The following is a 12,016-nucleotide window of genomic DNA, read 5'->3' as shown; positions in this document are numbered from 1 at the left end:
CACACGCACAAGTTGTCATCCCCGCGTGAAGGCGGAACTAAGCAGCGTGGTTAAGGCGGGGTTCTCAGGCCGCCAGCGCACGGCGCACGGTGGAGCGCAGGTCGGCGAGGGAGAAGGGCTTCGTCAGCACGTCGGTGACGATGGCGTCGAGCCCACGGGCGCGCTCGCGCTGGTCGGCGAAGCCGGTCATCAGCAGGATGGTGAGATCCGGGAAGTCGCGCTTGGCGGCCAGCGCCAGGGCGATCCCGTCCATCAGCGGCATGCGGATGTCGGTGAGCATCAGGTCGAAGGCGCCGCCGGCCTCGTTCAGGCGGTCGAGCCCGTCGCTGCCGTCGGTGGCGGTCACGACGGCATGGCCGTCGATCTCCAGCCCCCGCTTCAGGAAGCCGCGGACCGTCTCTTCGTCATCCACCAGAAGGATGCGCGCCATGATGAACCGGATTCGTCCCGCTGCGACAAGGAGGTAGGCTATTCCCGCCTTTAGAACGCGGGAGGAACCCTTTCCCTGTCAAGACAGAGGGCCCGCAAAAGCTGCTTCGCAGCGCAGCAAAACGCCAAAATGTCGCGATCTCAGGTGCCGCCGAACAAATCGGGGTCGGTGTTTCCGTAGTCTACCACACCGACGAAGGGCAGCTGCCGGTAGGCGTGGGCGGCGTCCATCCCGTAGCCGACGACGAACACGTCGGGGCAGGTAAAGCCGACGAACTCGGCGTCGATGGAGACCGCGCGCTTGCCGGGCTTCTCCAGTAGCACCGCCGTCAGCACCCGCTTGGCGCCGCGCGCCATCAGCAGATCCTTGGCGAAGACCACCGTGCGGCCGGATTCGAGGATGTCGTCCACGAGGAGCACGTCGCGGCCGCGCACCTCACTCTGCACGTCGCGCAGGATCTCGACCTGCCCGGTGGAGACGGTGCCGGTGCGGTAGCTCGACAGGTGCACGAACTCGACCTGCGGCGCGAGCCCGACCCGGTGCATCGCCCGCAGCAGGTCGGCGGCGAACATGAAGCTGCCCTTCAGGACCGCCACCACGAGGAGGTCCTGCGGTTGCGTCGCGAGGATGTCCTTCGCCAATTCGGCATTGCGCCGGGCGATGGCATCCTCGTCGTACAGGATGCGAACGGGCTTGACGGGCAAGTTCATGGTCGGTCTCGTCCCGCCTCTCGCCGGGCGGCGCCCGCGAGGGCCGCGTGCGGAACGGATCGGGTCGCCGACTTGAAGGATGGTACCACCGCCCCGGCTCGAACGGGGGACCCCCAGATCCACAATCTGGTGCTCTAACCAACTGAGCTACGGCGGCACTGGCGGGGGGTGTATCGCGGGTCCGAACGTATTTCAAGGCGAGTGTCGCCGTTTCGGACCCCGCGCGTCACAGCATCGGTACGCCGCCCGTGACCGGCACCAGCGCGCCGGACATGTAGCTGCCCTCGCGGGAGGCGAGGAGCACATAGGCTGGGGCCAGTTCGGCCGGCTGCCCGGCGCGGCCGAGCGGCGTGTCGGTGCCGAGCTTTTCCAGTTGCTCCGGGCTCTTCACGATCGGCTGGATCGGCGTCCAGACCGGCCCGGGCGCGACGCAATTCACGCGGATGCCCTTAGGCGCGAGGAGATTCGACAGGCCGATGGTCAGGCTGGCGATGGCGCCCTTGGTGGCGGCGTAGATCAGCATGGTGGGGTCGGCGATCTTGGCCTGCTCGCTCGTGGAGTTCACGATCGCCCCGCCGGGCTTCATGTGCGGCACCGCCGCCTGGGCGAGGTAGTACATGGCGAAGACGTTCGCGCGGAACGAGCCCTCGATGTCGTGGGCCGTCAGGTCGTCGAGCCCCTCGTTCACCACCTGCGCGGCGGCGTTGTTGACGAGCACGTCGAGGCGCCCGAACGCCTCCACGGTGCGGTCCACGAGGGACCGGCAATGGGCCTCGTCGCGGATGTCGCCCGGCAGGAGCAGGCAGCGCCGGCCGGCCTTCTCGATCCAGGTCTTCGTGTCCTCGGCGTCCGATTGCTCGGATTCGAGATAGGAGATCGCCACGTCGGCGCCCTCGCGGGCATAGGCGATGGCCACCGCCCGGCCGATGCCGGAATCGCCGCCGGTGATGAGGGCGGCCTGGCCCGTCAGCAGGCCCTTGCCGACATAGCTCTCCTCGCCGTGGTCGGGCCGGGGCGTCATCTTGGACGTGAGCCCCGGCCGGGGCTGCTGCTGGTCGCCCGGATAGGGCGGCCGGGGACCGGCTTCGCGCGGATCGTTGGTCATGGTGTCGCCGGTCCCCGTCGCGCTCAGAACGACCGGGTGCGGGCGGAATGCGACCGGCTGTAGCGGCGGCGGATGACCTCGATGATCTTCGGCAGCAGGAACGCCATCAGGATCTTGCGCATGGTAAACCTCGCGTCACGGATATGTGAGCGGGTAGCGCGCGAGACTCGCCGGAGTTCCGTTCAGAGTTCGAGGGTCAACGTCACGGGGGCGTGGTCGGACGGGCGCTCCCAGCCGCGGGCCTCGCGCAGCACGTCGACGGCCCGCACCGTGCCCGCGAGGTCGGGGGAGACCCAGGCATGGTCGAGGCGCCGCCCCTTGTCGGCGGCGTTCCAGTCGGGGGAGCGATAGCTCCACCACGTGTAGATTTTCTCGGGCTCGGGCGTGAGGTGGCGCGCCGCGTCGATCCAGCCGGCCTCGCCCCGCAGGGTTTCCAGCGCTTCGGTCTCGCCGGGGGTGTGGCTCACCACGTCGAGCAATTGCTTGTGCGACCACACATCGTGTTCGAGGGGCGCCACGTTGAGGTCGCCCACGAGGATCGCCGGGCCGGAGGGACGCCTGCCGCCCCAGGCGCGCAACTCCTGCAAGAAGTCGAGCTTGTGCGCGAATTTCGGGTTGAGGTCGCGGTCGGGCACGTCGCCGCCGGCCGGGACGTAGAAATTGTGCAGGACGAGGCCCGCCGCCTGTCCCGCCTCCGGCCCCAGCACCGCCGAGATGTGGCGGGCATCGGGCTTGCCGCAGAAGCCCATCACGTCGCGGGTGTGGAGCGGCAGGCGCGAGAGGAAGGCGACGCCGTTGTAGCCCTTCTGCCCGGCGAACACGACGTGCTCGTAGCCGGAGCCCCGCAGCGCCTTCAGGGGGAAGGCGTCGTCCGGGCACTTGGTCTCCTGCAGGCACAGGACGTTGGGCTTGTGCTCGGCCAGGAAGCGCAGAACGAGGTCGATGCGCAGACGCACCGAGTTGATGTTCCAGGTGGTGACGGAGAGGCGCACGGAGGTCCGGTCTACTGGCGCTGCGAGGACTGGATCGCCTGCTGCGCCGCCTTGTCCTCGGCCCGGCCGTAATTGATGAAGAACAGCCCGGCCTCGACCGGCTTGCCCTTCTGCAGGTTCGAGAGCTGCACGGTGGTGATGTAGCCCTGCGGATCGGTGATCCGCCATTGCGCCAGGGTCTTCACCTCGGGGTCGAACAGCAGCTGGATCCGCGAGGTGCCGCCGAAGGTCGCCCGGTCCTCCAGGCTGATGCGCACGCCGGCCGGATCGTTCGACACGTCCGTGACCGACAGGTCGCGGGCGAGGTCGATCTTCTCGCGCAGCAGGAATTTCAGCGGCGTCTGGGCGATGAAATAGAGGTCCTGGGTGGCGAGCTTCTTGTCGCGCACCGCCACGGAGGTGCCGTCCGCCACCACTTCGAGGGGGGAGGGGGCATCGTAGTCGAAGCGCAGGCGGCCGGGCTTGGCGAGCGTCAGCTTGCCGCCGATGCGCCGCCCGTCCGGGCCGATCTGCATGAACGAGCCGGTCAGCGTCGAGATGCCGTTGAAATAGGCGTTGGCCTGGGCGAGCACGGTCGCCGGGTCGGCGGGCTCGGCCGAGACGGGGGCGGGCGTCGCCACGGTCGCGACCTTGGATTCGGGCGCGTGGGCGGGCTTCTCGGCCGCCTTGGGTGCGCCCGGCTTGATGCTGCCGGTCTTGTCGGTGGGCTTGTCCTTGGTGGACGCGGCCTTGGCGGAGTCCTTCGGCGCCGCCTTCTTGGGCGCGGCCTCGGGGGCGGCCTGGGGCGCCGCCTCGGGCTCGGGCGCCGGCTGCTCCTTGCGGCCACCGAACAAGCCGTCGAGGAACGACTGAACCTGCGCCTGCGCCGGAAGCGGCGCGAGCCACAGGCTCGCGGCGAACAGGGTGCCGGCTTGGCGGGTGCGGCGGCCGATCATCCAGGGACTCCTTGCACCGCGTGCGGTGCCGGCTCGGGCGGGATTGCGGGGGCGGAGCCCGCTTAGAGCCCCGCCCTGTGGCGAAGATACGACCGGTTTCAGTCGTCGTCGTAGGCGACGCCGGCCCCGTGGGTGCCGCCGTTCACGAGGATCTCGCGCTTGCCGGCATGGTTGGCCGGCCCGACGATCCCCTCGATCTCCATCCGCTCCATGATCGAGGCGGCGCGGTTGTAGCCGATCTGAAGCCGGCGCTGGATGTAGCTGGTCGAGGCCTTCTGGTCGCGCAGCACCACCTCGATCGCCTGCTTGTACAGGTCGTCCGAATCGCCGCCCGTCGCCGCCGCGAAGGCGCTGATGTCGAAGACGGGGGCGTCCTCTTCCGGCTCCTCGGCGCGCTCGGCCTTCTCGGCCGCCTTGCCGCGACGGCCGGTCTCCTTCGGCGCGTCCTCCGGCGTGTCGTCGGCGGTCACGGCGTCGAGGTAGCTCGGGCGGCCCTGGCGCTTCAGGTGCGCCACGACGCTCTCGACCTCGTTGTCCGAGCAGAACGGCCCGTGGACGCGGGTCGTGCGCCCGCCGCCGGCCATGAACAGCATGTCGCCCTGGCCGAGCAGCTGCTCTGCGCCCATCTCGCCGAGGATCGTCCGCGAGTCGATCTTGCTCGTCACCTGGAAGGAGATCCGGGTGGGGAAGTTCGCCTTGATCGTGCCGGTGATGACATCGACCGACGGACGCTGCGTCGCCATGATCAGGTGGATGCCGGCGGCACGGGCCATCTGTGCGAGGCGCTGGATGGCGCCCTCGATGTCCTTGCCCGCCACCATCATCAGGTCGGCCATCTCATCGACCACGATGACGATGTAGGGCAGGGCCGAGAGGTCCATCTCCTCCTGCTCGTAGATCACCTCGCCGGTCTCGCGGTTCACGCCGGTCTGCACCGTGCGGGTGATGGTCTCGCCCCTGTCGCGGGCCTCCTTCATCCGCGCGTTGTAGCCGTCGATGTTGCGCACGGCGATCTTCGACATCTTCTTGTAGCGCTCCTCCATCTCGCGCACGGCCCACTTGAGGGCGATGACCGCCTTCTTCGGGTCGATGACGACGGGGGAGAGCAGGTGCGGGATGCCGTCGTAGACCGACAGTTCCAGCATCTTCGGATCGACCATGATCAGCCGGCACTCCTCCGGCTTCAGCCGGTAGAGCAGGCTCAGGATCATGGTGTTGATGGCCACCGACTTGCCGGAGCCGGTGGTGCCGGCCACCAGCAGGTGGGGCATGCGGGCGAGGTCGGCAATGATCGGCTCGCCGCCGATGTTCTTACCCAGGCACAAAGCGAGCTTGTGCTTCGAGTCCACGAAATCCTCGGAGGCGAGGAGTTCGCGCAGGTACACGGTCTCGCGCACCTCGTTCGGCAGTTCGATGCCGATGACGTTGCGGCCGGGGACCACGGCGACGCGGGCCGAGACCGCCGACATGGAGCGGGCGATGTCGTCCGAGAGGGCGATGACCCGGCTCGACTTGGTGCCGGGGGCCGGCTCCAGCTCGTACAGGGTCACGACCGGGCCGGGGCGCACAGCGAGGATGTCACCGCGCACGCCGAAATCCTGCACCGTCTGCTGCAAGTTGAGGGCGTTCTGCTCCAGCACGTCGGCATCGACTTCCTCGCTGGCATTGGGAGCCGGCAGGGCGAGGAGGTCGAGGGAGGGCAGCTCGTAATCGGCGTTGTCGAAGGAGGCGATCTCCAGGTGGCGCGGCGCCGCGATCATGCGCGGACGGGCGGCCACGAGGGGCAGGTTCGCCGGGGCGGCCTCCGGCGCAGCGACGACGGGCGCCGGGATCGCGATCTCCTCGACGGGCGCGGGCTGGATCTCGACCACCTCCGGCTCGGGGGTGGGCTCGGGCGCAGGGGCGGCACGGCCGCGCAGGAGCACGGGCCGGGGGGCGAGCGGGATCACAACCCGCTCCTCGGCTTGGGCCGGCATTTGGGCCGCAACGGGAGCCGCGACGGGAGCGGGCGCCGCCGGGACGACTGGGGCAGGCTGGAAGCCGGCGCGGATAGCGGCCCGCGCCGCCATGGCGCAGGGCATCGCCGGCTTGCGCGGGGCGGGAGCGGGGGCCGGCGCGGCGGCCTGATGCGGGCCGAAGACCAGGGACAGGCCGGGCTTTCCGCCGGCCGCCGGCTCGGGCTCGCGCCCGTTGTCCTGCGCGTCGGCGGGGCGGGGCGGCTGGTCGAAGCGCACGAGGCGGTCGAGGACGTAGGCGGGCTTGGGCGGCAGGGCGCGCAGCAGCGAGATGTCGAGGGGTACGGCGACCACGGTCTCGGGGGCCGGCGGCGCGGCGGCTTCGAGTGTGGGAGCCGGGGCGTCGAGGGAGGCCCAGACATCGACGGAGGACCAATCGTCCCCGCCGAACCAGGGCTGCGCCTGCGACCAGTCGGACAGGTCGGACCAGTCGCGCGGCTCGGGCGGGGCGACCGGGGCCGGAACGGGCACGGGGGCCACGGCGACCGGGCGGCGGTCCGGGGTGCGGAAGTAGCGGACGCCGGGATTGGCGACGAAGGGCTGCTGCCAGCGCGGCACGCCGGCCTCGGCCAGGAGGGATTCGGCGCGGGCGGGCTCGGCGGTGGAGGCGTCCTCGCGGGCGCGGCGCTCGGCCTCGACCGCCAAGGCGGCGGCCTGCGCCTCGGCGCGGGCGCGCTCCAGGGCGACGCGCTCGGCCTCAAGCGCCCGCTGGCGGCGCTCCTGCAGCACCGAATCGGGCGTGCGGACGTAGCGCACGGAGGAGGCCTGCACCGGGGCGGCGGGGGCGGCGACGGGGGCGGGCGAAGGGGCCGCCGAAGAGGCGGCGACGAAGGGCTCCTCCGGCGCGATGGCGTCGGGCCGGCGGGGCTGGCGCACCAGCACGCCGGGCGTGGAGGCCTGACGGTCGATGCGGCTCTCGGCGCGGGGCAGGGGCGGCATCGCCCGGTCATCGAACACGTCCGACGGCCAGGACGGCGCGGCCGGGGCCATCTCGTCCGCCCAGTCGGGGCGCGGGGCGCGCTCCAGGCCCTCGCGGCCCACCATGGCGGTGGGGGGCGTCAGCCAGCTCGGCTCGGCCCGGCGGCCGGGCGTGCCGTAGCCGACCCGCGACGGGCCGGCGGCGCTGCCCGCGAGGCGGCGGGTGAGGCTGGCGCGCAACGCCATCAGGCGGTGGGCGAGCGCCCCGAGCGACAGCCCGGAACGGTCACCGCCCCGCACCGGGCGGGCAGGGTCACGGTGGGAGTGCGGGGGTCGTCCCGATGCGCGCATGGGTTTCCAATGAGACGCTGGATACAGGGCCACCGGCCGTCGGCGGCTCGGCAGAGTTAGAAGCGTCAGCGTTAACGGGGGCTTTCGGCGCGGGCGTTCGCTGGAGCGAACCGGCGCTCCATATTAAGGATGCGCGGAGTTTCGGAGACGGGCCGGTACGTGTCGAACCCAAGCGAGTCCCAGACGGCCTTCCGGTCCTTGTACCGGCACGGCTTCGCCCGCGTCGCCGCCTGCACCGGGCGCAGCCATCCGGGGGATCCGGCGCGCAACGCCGAGCAGATCCTCGCCCTGGCCGAGACCTGCCACGGGGAGGGCGCGGCCCTGGCCGTGTTCCCGGAACTGGCGCTCTCGGCCTACGCCATCGAGGACCTGCTGTTGCAGCAGACGCTCCTCGACGCCGTCGCGGCGGCGGCCGGCGAGCTTGCCGCGCGCACCGCCTCGCTGCGGCCGCTGCTGATCGTCGGGGCGCCGCTGCGCTGGCGCCACCGTCTTTATAATTGCGCCCTCGCGATCCAGGGCGGGCGGCTCCTCGGCGCCGTGCCCAAGTCCTTCCTGCCGAACTACCGCGAGTTCTACGAGAAGCGCCATTTCGCCTCCGGCAGCGGGATCACGGGCGAGACGATCACGGTCGGGGGGCAGGCGATTCCCTTCGGCACGGACCTCCTGTTCGAGGCGCAGGATGTGCCGGGCCTCGTGGTGGGCATCGAGATCTGCGAGGACCTGTGGGTGCCCCGGGCGCCGGGCATGGACGCGGTCCTCGCCGGGGCGACGGTGCTGGCCAACCCCTCCGGCAGCCCGATCACCGTCGGCCGGGCGGAGGCGCGGGCCCTGCTGTCGCGCTCGGCCTCCATGCGTGGGGCCTGCGCCTACCTCTACGCCGCCGCCGGCCACGGCGAATCGACCACCGACCTCGCCTGGGACGGGCAGACCAGCATCGACGAATGCGGCGAGCGCCTCGCGGAGGGCGAGCGCTTCGCCTGGAAGCCGGTGGCGACGCTGGCCGACATCGACCTCGACCGGATCGCGCAGGAGCGCCTGCAGGCCGGCAGCTTCGACGACGACGCCCGCGCCGCGCCCCCCGGCCCCTGGCGCCGGGTGCCGTTCCGGGTCGATCCCCCGGCCGGGGATCTCGGCCTCATGCGGAAGGTGGAGCGCTTCCCCTTCGTGCCGAACGAGTCCGCCCGCCTCGCGCAGGATTGCTACGAGGCCTACAACATCCAGGTCGCCGGCCTCGCGCAGCGGCTGGAGGCCACCGGCACGAAGAAGGTCGTGATCGGCATCTCCGGCGGCCTCGATTCGACCCATGCCCTGATCGTCGCCGCCAAGGCCTTCGACCGGCTGGGCTATCCGCGTTCCGACATCCTCGCCTACACGTTGCCGGGCTTCGCCACCTCGGCGGGCACCAAGGCCAACGCCCACGCGCTGATGAAGGGGCTCGGCACCACGGCCGCCGAGATCGACATCCGCCCCGCCGCCGAGCGGATGCTCGCCGACATGGGCCATCCCTACGCGGCGGGGCAGAAGGTCTACGACATCACCTTCGAGAACGTGCAGGCGGGCCTGCGCACCGATTACCTGTTCCGCCTCGCTAACCACGCAGGCGGCCTCGTGATCGGCACGGGCGACCTGTCGGAACTGGCGCTCGGCTGGTGCACCTACGGCGTCGGGGACCAGATGAGCCACTACGCCGTCAACGCCGGCGTGCCCAAGACGCTGATCCAGCACCTGATCCGCTGGGTCATTGCGACGGACGCCTTCAGCACCGAGGAAGGCCGGGTGCTCCGGGCCGTCCTCGACACCGAGATCTCGCCGGAACTGGTGCCGGCAGAGGCCGACGCGGCGCCCCAGAGCACGGAGGCCGCCATCGGCCCCTACGCCCTGCAGGACTTCACCCTGTTCTACACCCTGCGCTACGGGTTCCGCCCGTCGAAGATCGCCTTCCTCGCCCTCCACGCCTGGGGCGACGCGGCGCGCGGCGCGTGGCCGCCGGACTTCCCCGCCGACAAGCGCATCGCCTACGGCCTGCCGGAGATCCGGCTCTGGCTCGGCGTGTTCCTGAAGCGCTTCTTCGCCTTCAGCCAGTTCAAGCGCTCGGCCATTCCCAATGGGCCGAAGGTGGTGGCGGGCGGGGCCCTCTCGCCCCGGGGCGACTGGCGCGCCCCGTCCGACGGATCGGCCCGCATCTGGCTGGAGGAGTGGGCGCGTAACATCCCTGAAACCTGACCGTCACAAACGTGGCTCATTGTGCCATTATGAACACGGTCAAGCTGATTCTTCGCAACGCAGCGAAGATCGGCCTCCGAGGGCGGCCTAGCGGAGGGTTTCCGATGCGAAACTACAACCTCTTCCGGCTGACCGAGGTGGAGGGCCTGTGCTGCGCCGTCCCCGAATCGAGCGCGGTGCCGCCCTTCATCGGGTCCGGCCGTTGGACCTTCGGCGGCAAGCTCGATGACGGCTGCCGTCCGCCCCTCGACTTCGACGGCCGCGCCGCCGACACCGCCGTGCGCTTCAACGGCTTCTACCTGTTCCAGACGGTCGACCGCCGCTTCATCGCGTGAGCCGGTCTGCGATCACGGCGAATATTCCTTAACTCGCGTTCGGCACAGTGGCCGTGTTCGCGCATATTGGAACTCGTCGCATGTCCATGGAACAACGAAGGCAGCCCCGCCTCCGGGTGTTTTTGAAGGGACGAATCCACTTCAACAACGGCTCGTCGAGCATCGATTGTCTTGTGCGCGACATGTCGAGCACCGGGGCGCGCCTGCTGCTGAGCGAGACCGCGACGCTGCCGGAGAAGTTCGATCTCTTCATCCCGCAGAAGGAGCGCACCTTCCGCGCGCAACTGCGCTGGCGCCGGGAGGACGGGATCGGCGTCACGTTCGACAACGGCGCGGAGAGCCCCGAGACCGCCCCCGACCTGACCATGACCACCCTGCTGCGCCGGGTCGGCGAGTTGGAGGCGGAGAACGCCGCCCTGCGCCGCCGCCTCGCGCAGATGATGGAGGCCGCCGCGCTCGCGATCTGACGGGCGGGAGGACCGCTCAGCCGGCGAGCGCCGCGCGGATCCTCTCCGCATGGGCGGCGAGGAGCGCCGGGTCGGCCATGCCGCCCTCGTGGCGCTTGAGGGGCACGCCCTCCCGCCGGGGGATGATGTGGACGTGCAGGTGGAACACCGTCTGTCCGCCCGCCGCCTCGTTGAACTGGAAGACCGTGAGCCCGTCGGCGGCGAAGGCCGCCTTCACCGCGCGGGCGACGGTCTGGACGCTGCGCATCAGCGCGGCGAGCGTCTCCGGCGTGGCGTCGAGGAGCCCCCGCGAGGGCGCCTTCGGGATGACGAGGGTGTGGCCCTCGCCCTGGGGCATCACGTCCATGAAGGCCAGGGTGTGCTCGTCCTCGTAGACCGTGTGCACCGGCATCTCGCCCCGCAGGATCTTCCCGAAGACGTTGTTCGGGTCGTAGGCCGTGTCCGCCATGCTGCCTCCCAGTCAGGCCGGCACGATGCACGGCGCGGGGGCGGGCGTCCACTGGATGGGAACCGCAGCGAGGCCAAGCTCCTTCTCTCCCGGCGCCGACGAGGCGTTGGAGGGCGCGACGGGTGGCACACGAGAGCACGGGGGCGATCTACGCCGCGGCGGGGGCCAACCTCGCCATCGCGACGGCGAAGTTCGTAGGCGGCTTCCTCACCGGCTCGACGGCGATGATCGCCGAGGGCGTCCACTCGGTGGTGGACACCCTCAACCAGATCCTGCTCCTCATCGGGCTGAAACGGGCCGAGAAGCCCGCCGATGCCCGCCACCCCTTCGGCTACGGGCGCGAGGTGTATTTCTACGCCTTCGTCGTGGCGCTGATGATTTTCCTCGGCGGCGGCCTGTTCGCCGTCTACGAGGGCGTCGAGCGGATGCTGCATCCCGAGCCGGACAGGGACGCCCACCTCTTCGGCTACACGATCCCCGGCCTGTATGTGAACCTCGCCATCCTCGGCTTCTCCATCGCGGCGGAGGGCTATTCGTGGACGGTGGCGATGAAGCAGTTCTGGGCCGAGAAGGGCAAGCACTCGGCGATCCACGCGATCCGGCGCAGCAAGGATCCGAGTCTGTTCACCATCCTCGCGGAGGACACGGCGGCCCTGGCGGGCCTGCTCATCGCGCTGGCGGGCGTGCTGCTGGCGCATGTCCTGGAGAACCCGGCCCTCGACGGGGCGGCCTCCATCGGCATCGGCCTCGTCCTCGTGGGGATGGCGGTGTTCCTGATGGTGGAGACCCACGGCCTCCTCATCGGCGAGGCCGCCGACCCGGCTTTGGTGAAAGCCATCGACGAGATCGTGCGCGACGAGCCAGGGGTGATGCACGTGAACGAGGTGCTGACCCAGCATCTCGGGCCGAGCGACATCCTCGTGAACCTCAGCCTCGACATGGCCGACGACCTCACCGCCGGGGCGGTCGAGGCGGCGGTCTCGCGGCTCGACAAGGCGCTGAAGGCCCGCGACCCGGACGTGAAGCGGGTGTTCATCGAGATCCAGGCCAAGCCCGAGGGCGCACGGGCGGCGGCCGCCTGAGGCGT

11 protein-coding genes and 1 tRNA gene are annotated in these 12,016 nt (G+C 70.6%); 4 read left to right on the top strand and 8 right to left on the bottom strand.

The genetic code is table 11. From position 1 onward, the window contains the following. Positions 1-64: 64 nt before the first annotated feature. From AAHF99_RS01000 to AAHF99_RS00970, 7 genes are all read right to left on the bottom strand, one after another. Positions 65-430 carry a response regulator gene (locus AAHF99_RS01000; protein ID WP_243928550.1) on the bottom strand — a complete coding sequence of 122 codons (366 nt, stop codon included), beginning with the start codon at positions 428-430 and terminating at the stop codon, positions 65-67. A 140-nt stretch (positions 431-570) separates the two neighbouring features. After that, positions 571-1,140 (bottom strand): hypoxanthine phosphoribosyltransferase, encoded by a 570-nt coding sequence (hpt, locus tag AAHF99_RS00995; protein WP_342162276.1) that lies wholly within the window; start codon positions 1,138-1,140, stop codon positions 571-573. A gap of 80 nt (positions 1,141-1,220) precedes the next feature. Next, positions 1,221-1,297 (bottom strand) — tRNA-His (locus AAHF99_RS00990). 69 nt (positions 1,298-1,366) lie between these two features. Next, positions 1,367-2,245, bottom strand: coding sequence for an SDR family oxidoreductase (locus tag AAHF99_RS00985; RefSeq protein WP_342162275.1), 879 nt, complete (start codon positions 2,243-2,245; stop codon positions 1,367-1,369). Between the two features lie 182 nt (positions 2,246-2,427). Continuing rightward, positions 2,428-3,237 carry an exodeoxyribonuclease III gene (locus AAHF99_RS00980; RefSeq protein WP_342162274.1) on the bottom strand — a complete coding sequence of 270 codons (810 nt, stop codon included), beginning with the start codon at positions 3,235-3,237 and terminating at the stop codon, positions 2,428-2,430. Between the two features lie 11 nt (positions 3,238-3,248). Continuing rightward, positions 3,249-4,172, bottom strand: coding sequence for an outer-membrane lipoprotein carrier protein LolA (locus AAHF99_RS00975; protein WP_342162273.1), 924 nt, complete (start codon positions 4,170-4,172; stop codon positions 3,249-3,251). 98 nt (positions 4,173-4,270) lie between these two features. After that, positions 4,271-7,351, bottom strand: coding sequence for a DNA translocase FtsK (locus AAHF99_RS00970; protein ID WP_342162845.1), 3,081 nt, complete (start codon positions 7,349-7,351; stop codon positions 4,271-4,273). A 264-nt stretch (positions 7,352-7,615) separates the two neighbouring features. Here AAHF99_RS00970 and AAHF99_RS00965 point away from each other — a divergent pair, with 264 nt between their 5' ends. The 3 genes from AAHF99_RS00965 to AAHF99_RS00955 all read left to right on the top strand — a co-directional run bounded on the left by AAHF99_RS00965 (position 7,616) and on the right by AAHF99_RS00955 (position 10,481). Continuing rightward, positions 7,616-9,679, top strand: a complete 2,064-nt coding sequence (locus tag AAHF99_RS00965; protein WP_412759812.1) for an NAD(+) synthase — start codon at positions 7,616-7,618, stop codon at positions 9,677-9,679. A gap of 104 nt (positions 9,680-9,783) precedes the next feature. After that, the gene (locus tag AAHF99_RS00960) at positions 9,784-10,014 is read left to right on the top strand and encodes a hypothetical protein (RefSeq protein WP_243959693.1); all 231 of its coding nucleotides are present in this window, start codon (positions 9,784-9,786) and stop codon (positions 10,012-10,014) included. Between the two features lie 80 nt (positions 10,015-10,094). Beyond that, the gene (locus AAHF99_RS00955) at positions 10,095-10,481 is read left to right on the top strand and encodes a PilZ domain-containing protein (RefSeq protein ID WP_342162271.1); all 387 of its coding nucleotides are present in this window, start codon (positions 10,095-10,097) and stop codon (positions 10,479-10,481) included. Between the two features lie 16 nt (positions 10,482-10,497). Here the strand turns inward: AAHF99_RS00955 and AAHF99_RS00950 are convergent, their stop codons facing one another. Further along, positions 10,498-10,929, bottom strand: a complete 432-nt coding sequence (locus tag AAHF99_RS00950) for an HIT family protein (protein WP_342162270.1) — start codon at positions 10,927-10,929, stop codon at positions 10,498-10,500. A 122-nt stretch (positions 10,930-11,051) separates the two neighbouring features. Here AAHF99_RS00950 and AAHF99_RS00945 point away from each other — a divergent pair, with 122 nt between their 5' ends. Further along, positions 11,052-12,011, top strand: a complete 960-nt coding sequence (locus AAHF99_RS00945; RefSeq protein WP_342162269.1) for a cation diffusion facilitator family transporter — start codon at positions 11,052-11,054, stop codon at positions 12,009-12,011. Positions 12,012-12,016: the final 5 nt, after the last annotated feature.

It is taken from the genome of Methylobacterium litchii (assembly GCF_038442315.1).
GTDB lineage: Bacteria > Pseudomonadota > Alphaproteobacteria > Rhizobiales > Beijerinckiaceae > Methylobacterium > Methylobacterium litchii.
The sequence above is the reverse complement of the archived record's forward strand: the minus strand, read 5'-3'. Positions and strand labels throughout refer to the sequence as shown.

Bases quoted from the DNA above. Each gene is read 5' to 3' on its own strand.
- AAHF99_RS01000 (WP_243928550.1), bottom strand. From the start codon at position 430: ATGGCGCGCATCCTTCTGGTGGATGACGAAGAGACGGTCCGCGGCTTC.
- AAHF99_RS00960 (WP_243959693.1), top strand. From the start codon at position 9,784: ATGCGAAACTACAACCTCTTCCGGCTGACCGAGGTGGAGGGCCTGTGC.
- hpt (WP_342162276.1), bottom strand. From the start codon at position 1,140: ATGAACTTGCCCGTCAAGCCCGTTCGCATCCTGTACGACGAGGATGCC.
- AAHF99_RS00950 (WP_342162270.1), bottom strand. From the start codon at position 10,929: ATGGCGGACACGGCCTACGACCCGAACAACGTCTTCGGGAAGATCCTG.
- AAHF99_RS00970 (WP_342162845.1), bottom strand. From the start codon at position 7,351: ATGGCGTTGCGCGCCAGCCTCACCCGCCGCCTCGCGGGCAGCGCCGCC.
- AAHF99_RS00955 (WP_342162271.1), top strand. From the start codon at position 10,095: ATGTCCATGGAACAACGAAGGCAGCCCCGCCTCCGGGTGTTTTTGAAG.
- AAHF99_RS00975 (WP_342162273.1), bottom strand. From the start codon at position 4,172: ATGATCGGCCGCCGCACCCGCCAAGCCGGCACCCTGTTCGCCGCGAGC.
- AAHF99_RS00985 (WP_342162275.1), bottom strand. From the start codon at position 2,245: ATGACCAACGATCCGCGCGAAGCCGGTCCCCGGCCGCCCTATCCGGGC.